Annotated in this window: 22 protein-coding genes; 20 read left to right on the top strand and 2 right to left on the bottom strand. The window is 71.5% G+C overall.

Annotated features, from left to right (window positions below; genetic code table 11):
* Positions 1 to 1,404 (top strand): ATP-dependent zinc metalloprotease FtsH (ftsH, locus tag ACFU99_RS07850; RefSeq protein WP_384387390.1); only part of this gene is annotated, 1,404 nt, incomplete at its 5' end.
* Positions 1,405 to 1,461: 57 nt separating this feature from the next.
* Here ftsH and ACFU99_RS07845 read toward each other — a convergent pair.
* Positions 1,462 to 2,289, bottom strand: coding sequence for a methyltransferase domain-containing protein (locus tag ACFU99_RS07845; protein WP_384387387.1), 828 nt, complete (start codon positions 2,287 to 2,289; stop codon positions 1,462 to 1,464).
* A 190-nt stretch (positions 2,290 to 2,479) separates the two neighbouring features.
* On the opposite strand from ACFU99_RS07845, the gene proS reads away from it, so the two are divergent.
* The 18 genes from proS (at position 2,480) to ACFU99_RS07755 (ending at position 17,164) form a co-directional block, all read left to right on the top strand.
* Positions 2,480 to 3,892, top strand: coding sequence for a proline--tRNA ligase (gene proS, locus ACFU99_RS07840; protein ID WP_384387384.1), 1,413 nt, complete (start codon positions 2,480 to 2,482; stop codon positions 3,890 to 3,892).
* A 174-nt stretch (positions 3,893 to 4,066) separates the two neighbouring features.
* Complete coding sequence (locus ACFU99_RS07835; RefSeq protein ID WP_030884967.1) at positions 4,067 to 4,657, top strand: hypothetical protein; 591 nt, start codon at positions 4,067 to 4,069, stop codon at positions 4,655 to 4,657.
* A gap of 156 nt (positions 4,658 to 4,813) precedes the next feature.
* Entirely contained in the window at positions 4,814 to 5,254 is a 441-nt protein-coding gene (gene rpsP / locus ACFU99_RS07830; RefSeq protein WP_030884970.1) for a 30S ribosomal protein S16, read from the top strand.
* A 2-nt stretch (positions 5,255 to 5,256) separates the two neighbouring features.
* Complete coding sequence (locus ACFU99_RS07825; protein WP_030884973.1) at positions 5,257 to 5,496, top strand: RNA-binding protein; 240 nt, start codon at positions 5,257 to 5,259, stop codon at positions 5,494 to 5,496.
* A 148-nt stretch (positions 5,497 to 5,644) separates the two neighbouring features.
* Positions 5,645 to 6,286 carry a ribosome maturation factor RimM gene (gene rimM / locus ACFU99_RS07820; protein WP_384387379.1) on the top strand — a complete coding sequence of 214 codons (642 nt, stop codon included), beginning with the start codon at positions 5,645 to 5,647 and terminating at the stop codon, positions 6,284 to 6,286.
* On the top strand, positions 6,286 to 7,101 hold the full coding sequence (gene trmD, locus ACFU99_RS07815; protein WP_384387376.1) for a tRNA (guanosine(37)-N1)-methyltransferase TrmD: 816 nt from the start codon (positions 6,286 to 6,288) through the stop codon (positions 7,099 to 7,101). The genes rimM and trmD overlap by 1 nt, the downstream gene beginning before the upstream one ends.
* A gap of 149 nt (positions 7,102 to 7,250) precedes the next feature.
* Positions 7,251 to 7,598 carry a 50S ribosomal protein L19 gene (gene rplS, locus ACFU99_RS07810; protein ID WP_384387373.1) on the top strand — a complete coding sequence of 116 codons (348 nt, stop codon included), beginning with the start codon at positions 7,251 to 7,253 and terminating at the stop codon, positions 7,596 to 7,598.
* A gap of 45 nt (positions 7,599 to 7,643) precedes the next feature.
* Positions 7,644 to 8,438 carry a signal peptidase I gene (gene lepB / locus ACFU99_RS07805; RefSeq protein ID WP_384387370.1) on the top strand — a complete coding sequence of 265 codons (795 nt, stop codon included), beginning with the start codon at positions 7,644 to 7,646 and terminating at the stop codon, positions 8,436 to 8,438.
* Positions 8,431 to 9,444: a signal peptidase I gene (gene lepB, locus ACFU99_RS07800; protein ID WP_384387367.1), complete on the top strand. Its 1,014-nt coding sequence runs from the start codon at positions 8,431 to 8,433 to the stop codon at positions 9,442 to 9,444. The genes lepB (ACFU99_RS07805) and lepB (ACFU99_RS07800) overlap by 8 nt, the downstream gene beginning before the upstream one ends.
* A complete protein-coding gene (gene lepB, locus ACFU99_RS07795; protein ID WP_384387399.1) occupies positions 9,386 to 10,297 on the top strand; it encodes a signal peptidase I in 912 nt (303 codons plus the stop codon). The genes lepB (ACFU99_RS07800) and lepB (ACFU99_RS07795) overlap by 59 nt, the downstream gene beginning before the upstream one ends.
* A gap of 85 nt (positions 10,298 to 10,382) precedes the next feature.
* On the top strand, positions 10,383 to 11,144 hold the full coding sequence (gene lepB, locus ACFU99_RS07790) for a signal peptidase I (protein ID WP_384387364.1): 762 nt from the start codon (positions 10,383 to 10,385) through the stop codon (positions 11,142 to 11,144).
* A 10-nt stretch (positions 11,145 to 11,154) separates the two neighbouring features.
* Positions 11,155 to 11,652 carry an NUDIX hydrolase gene (locus ACFU99_RS07785; protein ID WP_384387396.1) on the top strand — a complete coding sequence of 166 codons (498 nt, stop codon included), beginning with the start codon at positions 11,155 to 11,157 and terminating at the stop codon, positions 11,650 to 11,652.
* 39 nt (positions 11,653 to 11,691) lie between these two features.
* Positions 11,692 to 12,000: a DUF2469 domain-containing protein gene (locus ACFU99_RS07780; RefSeq protein WP_004944840.1), complete on the top strand. Its 309-nt coding sequence runs from the start codon at positions 11,692 to 11,694 to the stop codon at positions 11,998 to 12,000.
* Between the two features lie 319 nt (positions 12,001 to 12,319).
* Complete coding sequence (locus ACFU99_RS07775; protein ID WP_384387359.1) at positions 12,320 to 12,676, top strand: YraN family protein; 357 nt, start codon at positions 12,320 to 12,322, stop codon at positions 12,674 to 12,676.
* Positions 12,676 to 14,286: a YifB family Mg chelatase-like AAA ATPase gene (locus tag ACFU99_RS07770; RefSeq protein WP_384387356.1), complete on the top strand. Its 1,611-nt coding sequence runs from the start codon at positions 12,676 to 12,678 to the stop codon at positions 14,284 to 14,286. The genes ACFU99_RS07775 and ACFU99_RS07770 overlap by 1 nt, the downstream gene beginning before the upstream one ends.
* Positions 14,283 to 15,452: a DNA-processing protein DprA gene (dprA, locus tag ACFU99_RS07765; protein ID WP_384387354.1), complete on the top strand. Its 1,170-nt coding sequence runs from the start codon at positions 14,283 to 14,285 to the stop codon at positions 15,450 to 15,452. The genes ACFU99_RS07770 and dprA overlap by 4 nt, the downstream gene beginning before the upstream one ends.
* A 243-nt stretch (positions 15,453 to 15,695) precedes the next feature.
* Complete coding sequence (whiG, locus tag ACFU99_RS07760; protein ID WP_384387351.1) at positions 15,696 to 16,532, top strand: RNA polymerase sigma factor WhiG; 837 nt, start codon at positions 15,696 to 15,698, stop codon at positions 16,530 to 16,532.
* Positions 16,533 to 16,624: 92 nt separating this feature from the next.
* Entirely contained in the window at positions 16,625 to 17,164 is a 540-nt protein-coding gene (locus ACFU99_RS07755) for a TetR/AcrR family transcriptional regulator (protein ID WP_384387393.1), read from the top strand.
* Here ACFU99_RS07755 and ACFU99_RS07750 read toward each other — a convergent pair.
* Positions 17,053 to 18,108 carry a murein hydrolase activator EnvC family protein gene (locus tag ACFU99_RS07750; RefSeq protein WP_384387348.1) on the bottom strand — a complete coding sequence of 352 codons (1,056 nt, stop codon included), beginning with the start codon at positions 18,106 to 18,108 and terminating at the stop codon, positions 17,053 to 17,055. The two genes, ACFU99_RS07755 and ACFU99_RS07750, sit on opposite strands and share 112 nt — an antisense overlap.
* Positions 18,109 to 18,421: 313 nt before the next feature.
* Here ACFU99_RS07750 and rpsB point away from each other — a divergent pair.
* A partial coding sequence (gene rpsB, locus ACFU99_RS07745; RefSeq protein ID WP_384387345.1) for a 30S ribosomal protein S2 occupies positions 18,422 to 19,277 on the top strand: 856 nt, incomplete at its 3' end.

Here is a 19,277-nt window from a genome sequence, read left to right as displayed (position 1 = left end):
GGGATGGGCGGCTTCGGCCGCAAGGCCCCGCCCAAGCCCGTGGCGCCCGAGGAGGGCAAGCGCACCACCTTCCAGGACGTCGCCGGCATCGACGAGGTCGAGGCCGAGCTCACCGAGATCGTCGACTTCCTCAAGAACCCCGACGCGTACCGCAAGCTGGGCGCCCGGATGCCCGGCGGTGTCCTGCTCGCCGGGCCGCCCGGAACCGGCAAGACGCTCCTGGCCCGCGCCGTCGCGGGCGAGGCCGGCGTCCCCTTCTTCTCCGCCTCCGCCTCCGAATTCATCGAGATGATCGTCGGCGTCGGCGCCGGCCGGGTCCGCGAACTGTTCGCCGAGGCCCGCAAGGTCGCCCCCTCGATCATCTTCATCGACGAGATCGACACCATCGGCCGGGCCCGCGGTGGCGGCGGCATGGGCGGCCACGACGAGCGCGAGCAGACGCTCAACCAGATCCTCACCGAAATGGACGGCTTCTCCGGCTCCGAGGGCGTCGTCGTCATCGCCGCCACCAACCGCGCGGACATCCTCGACAAGGCCCTCACCCGCCCCGGCCGCTTCGACCGCACGGTCACCGTCAGCCCGCCCGACCGCGACGGCCGCGAGGCGATCCTGCGCATCCACACCCGCCGCATTCCGCTCGCGGACGACGTCGACCTCGTCCAGGTCGCCCGTACGACCCCGGGCATGACCGGAGCGGACCTCGCCAACCTCGCCAACGAGGCGGCGCTCCTCGCCGTCAAGCGCAAGCAGCAGGTCGTCGGCCCCACCGAGTTCTCCGACGCCCTGGAGAAGGTCCAACTCGGCGCCGAACGGCCCCTGGTGATGCCCGAGGAGGAACGCCGCCGCACCGCCTTCCACGAGAGCGGCCACGCCCTGCTCGGCATGCTCCAGCCCGGCGCCGACCCCGTCCGCAAGATCACCATCGTGCCCCGAGGCAGGGCGCTCGGCGTCACCCTCTCCACCCCCGACGCCGACCGCTACGCCTACACCGAGGAGTACCTGCGCGGCCGGATCATCGGCGCGCTCGGCGGCATGGCCGCGGAGCAGACCGTCTTCGGCGTGATCACCACCGGCGCCGAGAACGACCTGGAACAGGTCACCGGGATCGTCCGAGGCATGGTCGGCCGCTGGGGCATGAGCGAGCGCGTCGGCCGCCTCACCGCCATCCCGAGCGACGCCCAGCAGGCATACGGGCTCTCCGCCGCCCCCGCCACCCTGGACGCCGTCGACAACGAGATGCGGCGCATCGTTGACGACTGCTACGAGGAGGCGTGCCGGCTGCTGACCGAGCACCGCGCGCAGCTCGACGCCCTCGCCGAGGCGCTGCTCGCCAACGAGACCCTGGAGGAGGACGAGGCGTACCGCGTCGCCGGGATCACCCGTCTCAGCAAGCCCGAGAGCTGACGAGGACCCCGCCGGCCCAACGCCCCGCCCGTATGTCCCGGTCGTGCGCCGAGCCGGTCAGACCAGGGCGATCAGATAACGGAACACATTCGGCATCCAGACCGTGCCGTCCTCCCGCAGATACGGGTGGAGCGCCTCGGTCAGCTCCTTGACCACCTGCGCCTGGTCGGTCGCCCGCGCCGCCGCGTCGAACGCGCCCGTCGAGAGCAGACCGCGCACCGCGCAGTCCATGTCCGCGTAACCGAACGGGCACGCCACCCGCCCCGAACCGTCCGGGCGCAGCCCCGCCTGCCGGGCCAGGTTCTCCAGGTCGTCCCGGCCGCTCGGCCGCCACCGGGCGGGCGCGCACATCGGGTCCGCCAGCCGGGCCGCGACCCGCAGCGCCCCGGACGTCGCGCACCGCTCCTGGGGCCCCCACCCGGCCAGTACGACCGGAGAACCCCGCTCCGCGCAGGCCGCCGCCTCCACGAGCGCAGTCGACATGGCCCGCGCGCTGCCGCCCGCGCAGTACAAAGGGTCGAAGGCGGTCACCACATTGAAGGCGGCCCCGCTCGGGTCGGTGACGCATCCGGGACCGCCGTGCCCCAGGCGCGTACCGTCCGCCGGAGTGCGCTCCGGGAGCAGCCGCTGCCGGGCCAGCTCCAGCCGCCGGTCGTCGGGGTCGACCCCGCTCACCGTGGCGCCCCGCGCAGCCGCCATCAGCAGCGCCAGCCCGGAGCCGCAGCCCAGGCTCAGCAACCGGGTCCCCGAGCCCACTTCCAGCCGTTCGTAGACCGCCTCGTAGAGCGGTACCAGCATCCTTTCCTGGATCTCGGCCCAGTCACGGGCCCGTTCCTGGGGTGCGGGAAAGTCCTGGTGATGCCGCCGCACGAGCGTGGATGTCATCGAAAGCGCCCCAATCCGCCGAGAGACGTGATGTATTCAAGATTCGCCGCCCCCGTGTACGCCGTCGTGCGCGCAGTTGTGGAACACCCCCGTATGCCAGAGAACTCCGCATCCGCCGACTCGTCCAGTGGGGGATGCCCCTCTGGGAGCGATTCACGCTCCGTGGCGAGCGCCCCGTACCATTCCCGCCATGGCAAAGGCTCCCGTTCTCACCCCTCAGGCGGATGACTTCCCCCGCTGGTACCAGGACCTGATCAACAAGGCCGAGCTGGCGGACAACGGCCCGGTGCGCGGCACCATGGTCATCCGACCGTATGGGTACGGGATCTGGGAGCGGATGCAGCAGAGCATGGACGCCCGGATCAAGGACGTCGGCGCCCAGAACGCGTACTTCCCGCTGCTCATCCCGCAGTCCTACCTGACGAGGGAAGCCGAGCACGTCGAGGGCTTCGCGCCGGAGCTCGCCGTCGTCACGCACGGTGGCGGCAAGGAGCTGGAGGAGCCGGTCGTCGTCCGGCCCACCTCAGAGACGATCATCAACGAGTACTTCTCTAAGTGGGTGCAGAGCTACCGCGACCTCCCCCTGCTGATCAACCAGTGGGCCAATGTCGTCCGCTGGGAGCTCCGCCCGCGCCTCTTCCTGCGGACGAGTGAATTCCTCTGGCAGGAGGGCCACACGGCCCACGCCACCTACGAGGACGCCCGCGACTTCGCGGCCCGCATCCACCGCCACGTCTACGCGGATTTCATGGAGAACGTCCTCGCCATGGACGTCGTCCTCGGGCGCAAGACGCCCAAGGAGCGCTTCGCGGGCGCCATCAACACCCTGACTCTCGAAGGGATGATGGGCGACGGCAAGGCGCTCCAGATGGGCACGAGCCACGAGCTCGGCCAGAACTTCGCCAAGGCGTTCCACACCCAGTACCTCTCCAAGGACGGGCAGCAGGAGCACGTCTGGCAGACCTCCTGGGGCTTCACGACCCGCATGGTCGGCGCCCTGGTGATGATGCACGGCGACGACAATGGGATGCGCGTCCCGCCGCGCCTCGCCCCCGTCCAGGCCGTCGTTCTCGCGATCAAGGGCGACGAGGCCGTCGCCAAGGTCCGCGAGATCGGCGACCGGCTGAAGGCCGCGGGCATCCGCGTCCAGGTCGACGACCGCGTCGACACCCCCTTCGGCCGCCGCGCGGTCGACTGGGAGCTCAAGGGCGTGCCCGTACGCATCGAGGTCGGCCCCCGCGACCTGGAGAACGGCACCGCGATGCTCGCCCGCCGCATTCCGGGCGGCAAGGAGCCCGTACGCCTGGACGGCCTCGCCGACCTGCTGCCCAAGGTCCTCGAAGAGGACCAGGAGACGCTGCTGCGCCAGTCGCGGGAGCGCCGGGAGACCCGTACCAGCGAGGTGGCGACGGTCGAGGAGGCCGCCGAGGTGGCGGCCGGCGGCGGCTGGGCGCGCATCCCGTGGGCGGACCTGGGCCCGGCGGGCGAGGCGGCCCTCGCCGAGCAGGCCGCGTCCGTACGGTGCCTGGTGGCCGAGGACGGGTCGGTGCCGGACGCGGACGATGCCCCGGGTACCGTCGCCATCGTCGCGCGCGCCTACTGATACCCCGGCCCTACCCGGGGTTACGTCCCGGCTTGGGAACAGGTGCGCGGCTTCTCCGCACATCGGCGCACCCGCCCTCGTCGGGACGCATCAGCGTGAACTGACTGGTACGTGCAAATTATTTGGGATGGCCCGGTATCGGAACACCGGGCCATCCCGGCTCGTTGTCACGACGTGAGCACGACACCGCCTGTTCTCGCCGCCGAACTGGCGCTCGCCTGGGCCGACATTCAACGGCACCATCCCGAGCTGCCGGACCTGGCCGCGCCCGAATCCCTGATCGGAGAATCCTCGTCCGCCTGCGGCGCGGAGCTCTCCTTCGAACGGCTGCTGCATGAGGCAGTCCACGGCATCGCCGCCGCCCGCGGCGTCCGCGACACCTCACGCGCCGGCCGCTACCACAACCGCCGATTCCTGGCGATCGCCGAGGAGTTGGGCCTGGACCACTCCGAGGAGCCGCATCCCAGCAGCGGCTTCTCGCTGGTCGTGCTCAACCCGGAGGCCCGAAAGCGCTACCGCCCGACGATCGAGAGACTCCAGCGCGCCCTGAAGGCCCATACGGTCGCCACCACGGCCGACACCTCCCGTACGTTCCGGGGGCCCGCCGCCCGGCACGGCTCGTCCGGCGGCGGGGTGCGGGTGAAGGCCGTGTGCGACTGCGGCCGGAATGTCCGTGTGGTGCCATCGGTGCTGGCGCAGGCACCGATCATGTGCGGCGGGTGCGGGCAGCCGTTCCGCATCCCCGAGGCGCTGGCGGTCGGCTGATCAGCCTCCGTGTGGCAGAATGGTCAGCTGTACTCGACAGCCGCATAGGACCCCTCTCTCCTCCGGCTGACGCGTCCATCGGGCAGATCGGGTACCGCAACCCCACGCGGCATCCCGTTGTGCCCAACCACGTCAAGACCAGGAGACACCACTTCCGTGGCAGTCAAGATCAAGCTGAAGCGTCTGGGCAAGATCCGTTCGCCTCACTACCGCATCGTCGTCGCCGACTCCCGCACCCGCCGTGACGGCCGGGCCATCGAGGAGATCGGCCTGTACCACCCGGTGCAGAACCCGTCGCGCATCGAGGTCGACTCGGAGCGCGCGCAGTACTGGCTGGGTGTCGGCGCGCAGCCGACCGAGCCCGTCATGGCCATCCTCAAGGTGACCGGCGACTGGCAGAAGTTCAAGGGTCTGCCCGCCCCGGCCCCGATGCTGGTCGCCGAGCCGAAGGCCGACAAGCGCGCCCTCTTCGAGGCCGCCGCCAAGAGCTCCGGCGACGAGCCGAAGGGTGAGGCCATCACCCCGAAGGCGAAGAAGTCGGAGAAGAAGGACGAGGCGGCCGAGGCCACCGCGTCCACCGAGTCGACCGAGGCCTGAGGATGCTCGAGGAAGCCCTCGAGCATTTGGTGAAGGGCATCGTCGACAACCCCGACGACGTACAGGTCGCCTCGCGCGTCCTGCGTCGCGGGCGCGTTCTGGAGGTCCGGGTGCACCCCGACGACCTCGGCAAGGTGATCGGCCGTAACGGCCGTACCGCGCGTGCCCTGCGCACCGTCGTAGGGGCGCTCGGTGGCCGCGGCATCCGCGTCGACCTCGTCGACGTGGACCAGGTCCACTGAGCAGCGATACAGCACCGGCATGGGCCGGGGGAGGCTTCGGCCACCCCCGGCCTTTGTCGGCAGTGACCAGGAAACGAGCAGCCGCGACGGCGCGCGGCCACGCCCGCGGAAGCGGCCGCGGCCCGGCCGCATGGAGGAGACAGGCACAGTGCAGCTGGTAGTCGGCAGGATCGGACGCGCCCACGGCATCAAGGGCGAGGTCACGGTGGAGGTGCGCACGGACGAGCCCGAGCTGCGGCTCGGCCCCGGCGCCGTACTGGCCACGGACCCGGCCGCCGCCGGTCCGCTGACCATCGAGACCGGGCGGGTGCACAGCGGCCGGCTGCTGCTGCGCTTCGCGGGCGTCACCGACCGTACGGGCGCCGAGGCCCTGCGCAACACGCTCCTCATCGCGGAGGTCGACCCCGAGGCGGTCCCCGAGGACCCCGAGGAGTACTACGACCACCAGCTGATGGACCTCGACGTCGTCACCGTCGACGGCGTCGAGATCGGCCGCATCGCCGAGATCTCCCACCTGCCCTCCCAGGACCTCTTCATCGTCGAGCGGCCCGACGGCAGCGAAGTGATGATCCCCTTCGTCGCGGAGATCGTCCCGGAGATCGACCTGGAGGCGCAGCGCGCCGTCGTCGACCCGCCCCCCGGCCTGATCGACGACAGCCTGGCCGAGGTCGCGAGCGCGCGGGACGCCGAGCAGGGCGACTCGGACGCCGCGCGGGACGGCCGGGACACCGGGCAGGGCGACTCGGACGCCGCTCGGGACGGCCGGGACACCGGGCAGGGCGGCGCCTGATGCGCCTCGACGTCGTCACGATCTTCCCGGAATACCTGGAGCCGCTGAACGTCTCGCTGGTCGGCAAGGCGCGCGCCCGCGGACAACTGGACGTACGCGTGCACGACCTGCGCGCGTGGACGCACGACCGGCACAACACGGTCGACGACAGCCCGTACGGCGGCGGCCCCGGCATGGTCATGAAGCCCGAGCCCTGGGGCGAGGCCCTCGACGCGGTCATCGACTCGGGCGACGGCGACACGCGGCCCACCCTGGTCGTGCCGACCCCCAGCGGCGTGCCCTTCACCCAGCAGCTCGCGGTGGAGCTCTCCGAGCGGCCCTGGCTGGTCTTCACCCCGGCCCGCTACGAGGGCATCGACCGCCGCGTCATGGCGGAGTATGGCGAGCGATTCGACGTGCGCGAGGTCTCCATCGGCGACTACGTGCTCGCCGGCGGCGAGGCCCCGGTCCTCGTCATGGTCGAGGCCATCGCCAGGCTGCTGCCCGGCGTCCTCGGCAACGCCGAATCGCACCGCGACGACTCCTTCGCCCCCGGTGCGATGGCCGACCTCCTGGAGGGGCCCGTCTACACCAAGCCCCCCGAGTGGCGCGGGCACGGCATCCCCGAGGTCCTGATCAGCGGCCACCACGGCAGGATCGCCCGCTGGCGGCGCGACGAGGCGTTCCGCCGTACGACCGCGAACCGGCCCGACCTGATCGAGCGCGCCGACCCGGCCGCGTTCGACAAGAAGGACCGCGAAATCCTCGCGGCACTGGGATGGGCGGAGCTCCCCGACGGCCGATTTGGGCGGCCGGGCCCGGCCATGGAACAATAGGCCGCTGCTGTACGTCCGGCGTGCGCCCCTGCCACAGGGGGAACGACGTCCGCCCGGCACAGCGCCGCTTCACCGAAGCGGCACCCTTCAAACTCTCATCACGAATTTCCGCTGATGACCTGTGGCATCAGCGAGGAAAGCAGACGGTCATGAACCTTCTCGACAACGTCGACGCCGCATCGCTGCGCAGCGACATCCCGGCCTTCCGCCCCGGCGACACCGTCAACGTCCACGTGCGCGTCATCGAGGGCAGCCGCTCCCGTGTCCAGCAGTTCAAGGGCGTAGTCATCCGCCGCCAGGGCGCCGGCGTCCGCGAGACCTTCACGGTCCGCAAGGTCTCCTTCTCCGTCGGCGTGGAGCGCACCTTCCCCGTGCACACCCCGATCGTCGAGAAGATCGAGCTCGTCACCAAGGGTGACGTCCGCCGCGCCAAGCTGTACTACCTCCGTGAGCTCCGCGGCAAGGCCGCGAAGATCAAGGAGAAGCGCGACAAGTAGTCTGCCGTCCGGCTCCCGGGCCAGGCCGGATAGGCTCTCGGCTCGATGGACACCGACGCACAGCCTACGGAGCGCGACCGCTCTCCCGGACCCGACGAGGGTCAGGAGCAGGGGTCGCGCTCCGCGCGTCTTTCCCGCCCCTCCCCGCGGGCGGCCTGGCAGTGGCTCACCGGCGGCGGACCGCTGCGCAGGACGGCCCTGCTGCTGGTCACCTGCATCGTCCTGCTGCTGGTCGTCAGCGGCTTCGTGGTGCAGCCCTTTCTGATCCCCAGCGGCTCCATGGAGAACACCCTCCACGTGGGCGACCGGGTGCTCGTCAACAAACTCGCGTACCGCTTCGGGGACGAACCGCGCCGCGGTGACGTTGTGGTCTTCGACGGGACCGACTCCTTCCTTCAGAACGCGCCGTCCGAGAACGCGGTGGCCTCTCTGGTGCGCCGGGCGGGTTCGGCGGTCGGGCTGATGGAGCCGGCCGGTACGGATTACATCAAGCGCGTGGTGGGTATCGGCGGGGACCATGTCACCTGCTGCGACAAGCGGGGGAGGCTGATGGTGAACGGCCGACCGGTCACCGAGGACTACCTGTACCCGGGCAATGTGCCGTCGCGAGTGCCCTTCGATGTTGTGGTGCCCGATGGGAAACTGTGGGTCATGGGCGACCACCGCGACGACTCCCGTGACTCGCGCGACCACCTCGGGGAGCCCGGCGGCGGCACGGTGCCCGTCGACCGGGTGATCGGACGGGCGGACTGGATCGGCTGGCCCTTCGGCCGGATCACGTCGCTGAAGCGGCCGGGCGGCTTCGCGGACGTACCGGAGCCTGGCGGCGCGCATGGGTAGCCGGGGCCGGCAGCGGGAGCACGAGCAGCACGACGGCGAGATACCCCGCCCGGCGACGCAGGGCGGCCGGGCGGAGCGGCGGAAGACGGCGCGGCGCGTCAAGCGGCGGCGGCGCCGGTCCGCGGTCAAGGAAGTGCCGATCCTGATCGGCGTGGCGCTGCTGATCGCCGTGGTGCTGAAGACTTTTCTCGTCCAGGCGTTCGTGATCCCGACCGGTTCGATGGAGCAGACGATCCGGATCGGCGACCGGGTGCTGGTGGACAAGCTGACGCCCTGGTTCGGCTCCAAGCCGCACCGCGGCGACGTGGTGGTCTTCAAGGACCCCGGGGACTGGCTCCGCGACGAGCCGAAGCCGAAACCCGATCCGGTGGTCGTCAAGCAGGTCAAGGAGGGGCTGGCGGCGATAGGGCTGTTGCCGTCCGCGGACGAGCAGGATCTGATCAAGCGCGTCATCGGCGTCGGCGGCGATACGGTCAAGTGCTGCGACAAGAACGGCAAAATCACCGTCAACGGAACCCCGCTCGACGAGCCGTATCTGCATCCGGGCAATCCGCCCTCGAAGATCGAATTCTCCGTCACGGTGCCTGCCGGCCGGTACTTCATGATGGGCGACCACCGCTCCGACTCCGGGGACTCCCGCTACCACTTGCAGGACGCTCACCAGGGCACTATCTCCCAGGACAAGGTCGTTGGGCGGGCCGTGGTCATCGCGTGGCCGTTCGGTCACTGGCGGGGGCTCACGGAATCGGACACGTTCGCATCGGTGAAAGACGCGCGGGGCGAGGCGACGCGGGCGAGGGGTTCGCCGAATAGTGTGTCCCCCACGGATCGGCAAGGAATGATCCAGCTCCCGACCCCTGCGGAACTCCCGCTCGTTATGGGAGTTGTGGGCCTGCGTCGATCGTGGGTCTGGCGGCAGCGCGGAGTGAGGAGTGGATGTGGGGGATTTGGCGGTCGGCGCACGATCCGGTCACGAAGAGCCCGAAAAGCGGCCCGATGGGACTGAGGGGGCTCCAGAGACCGGTGTGCCGGAAGCGGCCGGGCCCCCGGAGCCACCGGAGGACTCTTCGCAACGGGGAAGCCGTGGCGTGAAGCAGAAGAAGCAGCGTTCCTTCTGGAAGGAACTGCCGATCCTGATCGGCATCGCGCTGGTGCTCGCCCTGCTGATCAAGACCTTCCTGGTGCAGGCGTTCTCGATCCCGTCGGCCTCTATGCAGAACACGCTGCTGGAGGGCGACCGGGTGCTGGTGGACAAGCTGACGCCGTGGTTCGGCTCGGAGCCCGACCGGGGCGAGGTGGTCGTCTTCCACGACCCCGGACACTGGCTCGACGACGAGCCCACCCCGCAGACCAACGCGATCCAGGACGCCCTCAGCTTCATCGGGCTGATGCCCTCGTCCCAGGAGAAGGACCTGATCAAGCGGGTCATCGCGGTGGGCGGGGACACCATCGAGTGCAAGAACACCGGACCCGTCAAGGTCAACGGCAAGGCGCTCGACGAGCCGTACATCTTCCCCGGCAACACCCCCTGCGGCGACAAGCCGTTCGGCCCGATCAAGATCCCCAAGGGGAAGATCTGGGTGATGGGCGACCACCGCCAGAACTCGCTGGACTCGCGCTACCACCAGGACCTGCCCGGCGGCGGCACGGTCCCGGTCAGCAAGGTCGTCGGGCGGGCCATCGTCGTGGCCTGGCCGATCAACCGCTGGACCACGCTGCCCGTCCCCGACACGTTCGACCAGCCGGGGCTGAGCGCCGCGGGTGCCGTCGCGCCGCCGGTCGTGGGGCTCGCGGGCGCGGTGCCGCTGGTGCTGTGGCGTCGGCGCCGGCTGATCAACAAGGCCGCGCAAGCGGGCTGACCCTGGTCCGTACCGCCGGGTAGTGTGCGATTCCGTGCCGCGGGGCACAGGGAATCCGACTTCTACGCGGGGCGGGAGCACAGGGATGAGCGGAGCTGTACGTACGGGCGACGGCCACGGCCGCGCGGGCAGGACACTGTCCGGGCTGGTCGTGGCCGTCGGCTGTGTGCTCTTCCTGGGCGGCTTCGTCTGGGGCGCCGTGCTCTACCAGCCCTACACCGTGCCCACCGACTCGATGGCGCCCACCATCGGGCGGGGCGACCGGGTGCTCGCGGAGCGAATAGACGGTGACGCGGTGCGCCGCGGCGACGTCGTCGTCTTCGAGGACAAGGTGTGGGGCAAGGTCCCGATGGTCAAGCGGGTCGTGGCGGTCGGCGGCGACAAGATCGCCTGCTGCGACCGCGCGGGCCGGATGACCGTCAACGGCAAACCCGTCGAAGAGCCGTATCTGGCCGACAAGGGACCGGCCTCGCCGACCGCCTTCTCCTCCACGGTCCCCAAGGGGCAGCTCTTCCTGCTGGGAGACCACCGCATGAGCTCGCTCGACTCGCGCGTCCACCTGACCGACAGCGACCACGGGTCCGTACCGCGCGGAGCGGTGAAGGCGCGGGTGGACGCCACGGCCTGGCCGGTGAAGAGCCTCGGCATGATGACGCGGCCGACGGCCTTCGAGGAGATGCCCGGCGGAACCTCGCAGCCGGGACCGTTGCGACTGGTGGTGATCTCGGTGGCCGCGGGCGCGGTACTGATCCTCGGCGGTGCGGCGTACGGACCGATCGCGCGCCGGGTGGGCCGGCGGGGCCGGGGTGGCGCGGCCGCCGTGGAAGGAGGCGAGGCTCGTGTCTGAGGAACGCGTCATGGAAGGGCCCGCTGAAGGATGGCGGAAGGCGGCGCGGGTGGTGCTGCTCGACGGCCGGGACCGGGTGCTCTTGATGCATGGCTTCGAGCCGGACGACCCGTCGATGACCTGGTGGTTCACGCCGGGCGGCGGGCTGGAGGGCGACGAGGAGCGGGAGCGGGCGGCGCGCCGGGAGCTGGCGGAGGAGACCGGGATCACAGACATCGAGCTGGGCCCGGTGCTCTGGCAGCGGCACTGCTCGTTCCCCTTCGACGGGCGGCGCTGGGAGCAGGAGGAGTGGTACTACCTGGCCCGGACCGGACAGGAGGCGTCCTGGACGGGCGGGGCGACGGATCTGGAACGCCGCAGCGTGACCGGGTTGCGGTGGTGGACCTGCGAGGAACTTCTCACGACGCGTGAGACCGTGTATCCGACCAGACTCGCCGAGTTGGTGCGGAAACTGCTCGACGAGGGGCCCCCGAGTACGCCGGTGCTCCTGGAGACTGAGCACGCCTGACGCACAATGGGGGAACGCACGGCTGAAGGGGAACACGCCATGAGCGCCGAGGACCTCGAAAAGTACGAGACCGAGATGGAGCTGAAGCTCTACCGGGAGTACCGCGATGTCGTCGGCTTGTTCAAATACGTGATCGAGACCGAGCGGCGTTTCTACCTCACCAACGACTACGAGATGCAGGTGCACTCGGTTCAGGGCGAGGTGTTCTTCGAGGTCTCGATGGCCGACGCCTGGGTCTGGGACATGTACCGACCGGCTCGCTTCGTCAAGCAAGTGCGGGTGCTGACGTTCAAGGACGTGAATATCGAGGAGCTCAACAAGAGCGACCTCGACCTTCCGAGTGGCTGAGTTGTCCACAACCCATCGGTAACCGCCGGAGTTATCCACCAAGATCCAATAGATCCGGCCGGGGGCGCCACAGTCGGTGTCGGAGGTGGTGCCGATGCTGCTGCACCCCGGGGAGCGACCGACCGCGACCCCACGACAGGCGCGCCAAGCGCGCGAGCCACAGCCTGCACAGCCACAGCTCGCACAGCCACACGGGCCGCGACGTTCACGGCGGGCACGAGGCGCGGCGCGAGACGCCGCGGCGCGCGGCGGGGCGTCATCCGGGGGCGTGTGCGCCGGAGTGGGGTCCGAGGGAAGCGCCCGGCGTGATCCGGCGCAAGTGCGGCGCCGCGCGCTCGGGCGGTACGGGGAGGACCTCGCGGCGCGGCGGCTGGCCGAGACCGGGATGGACGTCCTGGAGCGCAATTGGCGATGCCGCGACGGGGAGATCGACATCGTCGCGCTCGACGGCGACGCGCTCGTGGTCTGCGAGGTCAAGACCCGGCGGGCGGGTCCGTACGAACACCCCATGGCCGGCGTCCCGCCGGTCAAGGCCGCGCGGCTGCGGCGGCTCGCGGAGTGCTGGCTCGACCGGAACGGCGGACCTCCGCCGGGCGGCGTGCGCATCGACCTGATCGGCGTGCTGCTGCCCCGCCGGGGCGCTCCGGTCGTCGAGCACGCGAAGGGGGTGGCCTGATGGGTTTCGCCCGTACGTGCTCCGTGGCGCTCGTCGGCGTCGAAGGCGTCGTCGTGGAGGTCCAGGCCGACCTGGAACCCGGCCTCGCGGCCTTCGCGCTGGTCGGGCTCCCCGACAAGAGCCTCGTGGAGAGCCGGGACAGGGTCAGGGCGGCCGTGGTGAATTCGGGAGGCGAGTGGCCGCAGAAGAAGCTGACGGTCGGTCTCAGCCCGGCGTCCGTGCCCAAGGGCGGCAGCGGCTTCGACCTGGCGGTCGCTTGTGCGGTGCTCGGGGCCGCTGAGCGGATCGACCCGCGGCAGATCGCGGACCTGATGATGATCGGCGAACTCGGGCTCGACGGGCGGGTCCGGCCGGTGCGCGGCATCCTGCCCGCGGTACTGGCGGCGGCCGACGCCGGGTACCGGCAGGTCGTCGTCCCCGAGCGGACCGTCGCCGAGGCGTCGCTGGTGCCGGACGTCTCCGTGCTCGGCGTACGGACACTGCGCCAGCTCATCGCGGTGCTCAGCGATGAGCCGGTGCCCGACGAGGAGGAATCTCCGGCCGACGGGCGGCCGGACCCGATGCTGGCCGGGCTGGCGGTGCCCGGGGCCGGCATGGGCACCGGCTCGCTCATCGCCGAGAGGATTCCCGATCTCGTGGACGTCGCCGGGCAGACCAAGGCACGCGAGGCGCTGGAGGTGGCGGCGGCCGGACGGCACCACATCTTCTTCAAGGGCCCGCCGGGAGCGGGCAAGACCATGCTGGCGGAGCGCCTGACCGGGCTGCTGCCGCCGCTGACGCCGCAGGAATCGCTGGAGGTCACCGCCGTCCACTCCGTGGCCGGAGCGCTTCCCGCCGGCCAGCCCTTGATCAAACATGCGCCGTACTGCGCGCCGCACCACTCGGCCTCCATGTCGTCGCTCGTCGGCGGCGGCAGCGGACTGCCCCGGCCCGGAGCGGTCTCGCTGGCTCACCACGGCGTACTTTTTCTGGACGAGGCTCCTGAGTTCAGCGGCCGGGTCCTCGACGCCCTGCGGCAGCCCCTGGAGTCGGGACATGTGGTCGTCGCGCGCTCCGGGGGAGTGATGAGACTGCCCGCCGGATTTCTGCTCGCTCTGGCGGCGAATCCCTGCCCGTGTGGGCGGCACGGGCTCTCCGGGGCGGGGTGCGAGTGTTCGCCGCAGATGGTCAAGCGCTATCGGGCCCGGCTGTCGGGGCCGCTGCTGGACCGCATCGACGTGACGGTGACGGTCGAACCGGTCACCCGGTCCGAGCTGGTCGGCCTCGGCGCGGAGGCGGAGACGACCGCGGTCGTCGCGGCGCGGGTACGAGAAGCGCGCGAGAGGGCCGCTCAGCGGTACGCCGACACGCCTTGGCGTACCAACAGCGAGGTGCCCGGCCATGAGCTGCGGACGCGCTGGCAGGTCGCGTCGGGGGCGTTGGGCGACGCGGAACGGGACATGGAGCGCGGGCTCCTCACCGCGCGGGGCCTGGACCGGGTGCTGCGGGTCGCCTGGACGGTCGCGGACCTCGCCGGGCACGACCGCCCGCTGGAGGAGGACGTGGGACGGGCGCTGGAGCTGCGTACGGGCATCGCGCGCGGCACGGTCATGGCGGGGTGCCTCCCATGAGCGTGCCGGGGCAGGAGCGGCTCGCGCGGGCGGCGCTCACCCGGCTCACGGAACCGGGGGACGAGACCGTGGGGCGGTGGCTGCGGAAGCTGGGGGCGGTGCGGCTGGTCGAGGCGCTGACCGGGCGCGCGCAGCCCCCGCCCGGCGCGGGACCCGACCGTATCGAGGGGTGCCGGCGGCGGGCGGTGGCGTGCGACCCGGCCGGGGACCTCGCGGCGGTCACCCGGCTCGGCGGGCGGTTTCTGTGTCCGGGCGACCTGGAGTGGCCGCGTCAGCTCGACGACCTCGGGGATGCCGTGCCGGTCGGCCTCTGGGTGCGCGGCGACGCGGACCTGCGGCTCTGGGCGCTGCGCTCCGTCGCCGTCGTCGGCGCCCGGGCCTGTACGGACTACGGCTCGCGCATGGCAGCGATACTCGGCACGGGGCTCGCCGAGCGGGGCTGGGTGGTGGTGTCGGGAGCGGCGTTCGGCGTCGACGGGGCGGCGCATCGGGGAGCGCTCGCCGCGAGCGGGGCGACGGTGGCGGTACTGGCCTCGGGGGTGGACGTGCCCTATCCGCGCGGGCACGCCGAGTTGATCCAGCGGATGGCGGAACAGGGGCTCGTCGTGGCCGAGTTGCCGCCCGGCGGGCACCCCACGCGCAGCCGCTTCGTGCTGCGCAACCGGGTCATCGCGGCCCTCACGCGGGGCACGGTTGTGGTGGAGGCCGAGTACCGCAGCGGTTCGCTGGTCACGGCGCGGCAGGCGCAGCGGCTGGGGCGGTCGACGATGGGGGTGCCGGGGCCGGTGACGTCGGGGCTGTCCGCCGGGGTGCATGAACTCCTGCGGGGGGAGGCGGCGCTGGTGACCGACGCGGACGAAGTGATCGAGCTGGTGGGGAGCATGGGGGACCTGGCGCCCGCGAGGCAGGGGCCGGTGGTGGCCAGGGATCTGCTGGAGGGCACGGCGGCGCGGGTGCTGGACGCGCTCCCCGGGAGCGGCGGGGCCTCCTGGGACCGCCTGGCGCGGGAGACCGGCCTGAGCCGGGACCAGGTGCTGGGCAGGCTCTACGAGCTGCGCGCTCTCGGCTTCGTCGAACGCACCGGCGAAAGCTGGCAGTTGGCCGGGGCGGCAGGGGGCGCGGAGAGCGCCGGGCGACGCGCGGGCGCGCGGCGGGGCGGTCCTTGACCTGGGGCGCTTCGGTGGAAAGGTAGGGGACGATGACCGCAAAAGCGCGCGATGAGTCCACGTCGCGGTCGCCGTTCGACCCGGCGGCCGTCATCCCGGAGTGCGGGCAGCGGAACGTATCTGCGCACCACCGAACGCGCCCTCTTCGCGCACTGCGACGCTCCAGTCACGCTACGCTCACAAGAATTCCGGCTCCCATGGAGCACTCCACCCACGTCACGGCAGAACGGCTCAAGGCGAAGAATGCCCCAGCACACCTCGGGTTCTGACCGCGCGGCGGTGCCGCCCGCCGCCCGCGGCACGGTGCGCCCTCCCGCGCCCTCGACGCTCGACGAGCTGTGGCGCTCCTACAAGGCGACGGGCGACGGGCGACTGCGCGAGCAGCTGATCCTGCACTACTCGCCGCTGGTGAAGTACGTGGCGGGACGGGTGAGCGTGGGGCTGCCGCCCAATGTCGAGCAGGCCGACTTCGTCTCCTCCGGGGTCTTCGGGCTCATCGACGCCATCGAGAAGTTCGAGCCCGAGCGGGCCATCAAGTTCGAGACGTATGCCATCACCCGGATCCGGGGGGCGATGATCGACGAACTGCGGGCGCTGGACTGGATCCCGAGATCGGTCCGGCAGAAGGCGCGGGCGGTCGAGCGCGCGTACGCCACCTTGGAGGCGGCCCTGCACCGCACGCCGTCCGAGGCGGAGGTGGCGTCGGAGATGGACATCGGGCTGGAGGAACTGCACGGCGTCTTCAGCCAGTTGTCGCTGGCCAACGTGGTGGCCCTGGAGGAACTGCTGCACGTCGGCGGCGAGAGCGGCGACCGGCTGAGCCTGATGGACACGCTGGAGGACACCGCCGCGGACAACCCGGTCGAGGTCGCCGAGGACCGGGAGTTGCGGCGGCTGCTCGCGCGCGCCATCAACACCCTCCCGGACCGGGAGAAGACCGTGGTCACCCTCTACTACTACGAAGGGCTCACCCTCGCCGAGATCGGCAACGTCCTGGGGGTCACGGAGAGCCGGGTCAGTCAGATCCACACCAAGTCCGTGCTCCAGTTGCGGGCCAAACTGGCCGATGTCGGACGTTGAATCGTCCCTCCAGCGTCGTCCTTCGCGCGGGTCATCCGTAGAGTGGAAGTGTGCCAAGGATTCGAGCGGCTTCAGTGGCCGAGCACCGGACGATGCAGCGCGGCGCCCTGTTGGACGCCGCCCGCACCCTGCTGTCCGAAGGCGGCACGGAGGCGCTGACCTTCCCCGCCCTCGCCGAGCGGACCGGACTCGCGCGGTCCTCCGTCTATGAGTACTTCCGTTCCCGGGCGGCCGTCGTCGAGGAGCTGTGCGCCGTCGACTTCCCCGTCTGGGCCGCGGAGGTCGAGTCCGGCATGGAGCGGGTCGACACGCCGGAGGCGAAGATCGAGGCGTATGTGCGGCAGCAGCTCGCGCTCGTCGGCGACCGCCGGCACCGGGCTGTCGTCGCCATCTCGGCGGGCGAGCTGGACGCCGGGGCGCGCGAGAAGATCCGCGCCGCGCACGGCGGGCTGATCGCGATGGTCGTCGAGGCGCTCGGCGGCCTCGGGCACGAGCAGCCACGGCTGGCGGCGATGCTCCTTCAGGGCGTGGTCGACGCCGCCGTGCGCCGCATCGAGCTCGGCGCGGCCGAGGAGCCGGACCGCATCACGGAAGCGGCCGTCGCCATGGCCCTGCGGGGCGTACGGGGCTGACGAGGCCGGCCGGCCTCGCGGGCTCGCGGCCCACCCGGACGTACGCCCCTGCCGCCCGCGCCGCCTGCCGCCGCGCGTCTGCCGTCGATGTTCTTCGCGCCCGTGCGGTCGCCGCCCGGCACCCGGCGGGTGCGCTGGGCGGCGCGCAACGCGCGATACGCCCACACCGCGGCTGCCACCAAGGCGGCCGCCGTGATCACGTGCCCTGGGGATGTGTCGCCGCTCCACGCGGCCGGTCGCAGCCGTCGCGGCGCGTGCGCTGCCGGCGTTGCCAGTGGTCCGCCCGTCGTCGCGGGGAGGACGGCCGGGGACAGGGCCAGGGAGCCCACGGGGACGCCGAAGACGGGCAGGAGCCGCGAGGGGCCGCCGCCCAGCATTTCCGGCGGGAGCAGCGACAGCGGATCGAGGTAGCGGTGGCCGCGCAGCAGGCCCCAGTGCAGGCAGGCCGCCGCGCAGTGGGACGGGCCGGCGCGCAGGACGCCCACGGTCTCGCCCGCCGCCACCCGGTCGCCCGCCCGCGCCGTGGCGCGCACCGGCTCATACGTGGTGCGCAGGGGCGGGCTCCCGGTCCCGGACAGTTCGACCGACAGCACGCCGCGGCCCGCGACCGTCCCCGCGAAGGACACGGTGCCGCCTCCGGCCGCCCGTACCGCCTGACCGGCCCGCGCGGCGAGGTCCACACCGCGGTGCCCCGCCGCCCAGGGCGTCGGCGGCGGCTCCCACGCCCGTACGACCAAGGGGCGGGGCGCGCCCCCTGCTCCGGACACCGGCCAGGACCGGGCGGGCCCGTCGGCGGCGGTCGGCGCCGTTCTCCGGCTATCGGGCCCGATGGCGGGCGGCGTGCGTGTGTCCAGCGCGTGTGCGTTCGTCGCGCAGAGAGTCATGCAGAGGGTCGTGAGGATCCAGAGCAGGGCCGTGCAGGCGGTCGTCGTCAGTCGGCGCATGGGAGAACCGTGGCGCAGACCGTCCGCGCGGGGGGATCTTGGTGCGGATCTGTGGACTACTGGTGGGTTGTGGACAACAGCGTCACCCGTCGGTGCGGCGGTCCCGTACACTTCTTGTGGCGATCCGGGTCACCGGATCGACTTCGCACGCCCCGCCACCGGCGCGTCAGGCCCTCTCGGGCAGCACGGTGGCCGTGTCCCTCGGTCCGCGGAACGGTTCCTCGCAAAGGCGCCGTCCACGGCGGGCACGACGGGGCGTCAGGCGCGACGGCCGCCCGGCCGGCGCGGGAACCGAGCACATAGGAGTACGGCCATGGCCGTCGTCACGATGCGGGAGCTGCTGGAGAGCGGCGTCCACTTCGGTCACCAGACCCGCCGTTGGAACCCGAAGATGAAGCGCTTCATCTTCACCGAGCGCAACGGCATCTACATCATCGACCTGCTCCAGTCGCTGTCGTACATCGACCGCGCCTACGAGTTCGTCAAGGAGACCGTCGCGCACGGCGGCTCCATCATGTTCGTCGGCACCAAGAAGCAGGCGCAGGAGGCGATCGCCGAGCAGGCGACCCGCGTCGGCATGCCCTACGTCAACCAGCGCTGGCTGGGCGGCATGCTCACCAACTTCTCCACCGTCTACAAGCGCCTCCAGCGCCTCAAGGAGCTTGAGCTCATCGACTTCGAGGATGTGGCCGCCTCCGGCCTCACCAAGAAGGAGCTTCTGGTCCTCTCCCGCGAGAAGGCCAAGCTGGAGAAGACCCTGGGCGGCATCCGCGAGATGCAGAAGGTGCCCAGCGCCGTCTGGATCGTGGACACCAAGAAGGAGCACATCGCCGTCGGCGAGGCGCGCAAGCTCCGGATCCCGGTCGTCGCGATCCTCGACACCAACTGCGACCCCGACGAGGTCGACTACAAGATCCCCGGCAACGATGACGCGATCCGCTCCGTCACCCTGCTCACCCGCGTGATCGCCGACGCCGTCGCCGAGGGCCTCATCGCCCGCTCCGGCGCCGCCTCCGGTGACGCCAAGGGCGAGAAGGCCGTCGGCGAGCCGCTTGCCGAGTGGGAGCGCGACCTGCTCGAAACCAAGAAGACCGAGGAAGAGGCCGCTCCGGCCGCCGAGGCCGAGAAGCCGGCCGAGGCCGCTGCCGACGCTCCGGCCGCTGAGGCCC

The sequence above is a fragment of the Streptomyces sp. NPDC057654 genome, assembly GCF_042800135.1.
In the GTDB taxonomy this organism is placed as follows: domain Bacteria; phylum Actinomycetota; class Actinomycetes; order Streptomycetales; family Streptomycetaceae; genus Streptomyces.
Note: the sequence above shows the minus strand (reverse complement) of the source record. Positions and strands in the feature narration are given on the sequence as shown.

Coding starts and splice junctions, on each gene's coding strand:
- rplS (WP_384387373.1), top strand. CDS start 7,251: ATGAACCTTCTCGACAACGTCGACGCCGCATCGCTGCGCAGCGACATC.
- trmD (WP_384387376.1), top strand. CDS start 6,286: ATGCGCCTCGACGTCGTCACGATCTTCCCGGAATACCTGGAGCCGCTG.
- lepB (WP_384387367.1), top strand. CDS start 8,431: ATGGGTAGCCGGGGCCGGCAGCGGGAGCACGAGCAGCACGACGGCGAG.
- ACFU99_RS07780 (WP_004944840.1), top strand. CDS start 11,692: ATGAGCGCCGAGGACCTCGAAAAGTACGAGACCGAGATGGAGCTGAAG.
- whiG (WP_384387351.1), top strand. CDS start 15,696: ATGCCCCAGCACACCTCGGGTTCTGACCGCGCGGCGGTGCCGCCCGCC.
- dprA (WP_384387354.1), top strand. CDS start 14,283: ATGAGCGTGCCGGGGCAGGAGCGGCTCGCGCGGGCGGCGCTCACCCGG.
- lepB (WP_384387370.1), top strand. CDS start 7,644: ATGGACACCGACGCACAGCCTACGGAGCGCGACCGCTCTCCCGGACCC.
- proS (WP_384387384.1), top strand. CDS start 2,480: ATGGCAAAGGCTCCCGTTCTCACCCCTCAGGCGGATGACTTCCCCCGC.
- ACFU99_RS07770 (WP_384387356.1), top strand. CDS start 12,676: ATGGGTTTCGCCCGTACGTGCTCCGTGGCGCTCGTCGGCGTCGAAGGC.
- lepB (WP_384387364.1), top strand. CDS start 10,383: ATGAGCGGAGCTGTACGTACGGGCGACGGCCACGGCCGCGCGGGCAGG.
- ACFU99_RS07825 (WP_030884973.1), top strand. CDS start 5,257: ATGCTCGAGGAAGCCCTCGAGCATTTGGTGAAGGGCATCGTCGACAAC.
- ACFU99_RS07845 (WP_384387387.1), bottom strand. CDS start 2,289: ATGACATCCACGCTCGTGCGGCGGCATCACCAGGACTTTCCCGCACCC.
- ACFU99_RS07750 (WP_384387348.1), bottom strand. CDS start 18,108: ATGCGCCGACTGACGACGACCGCCTGCACGGCCCTGCTCTGGATCCTC.
- ACFU99_RS07785 (WP_384387396.1), top strand. CDS start 11,155: ATGGAAGGGCCCGCTGAAGGATGGCGGAAGGCGGCGCGGGTGGTGCTG.
- ACFU99_RS07755 (WP_384387393.1), top strand. CDS start 16,625: ATGCAGCGCGGCGCCCTGTTGGACGCCGCCCGCACCCTGCTGTCCGAA.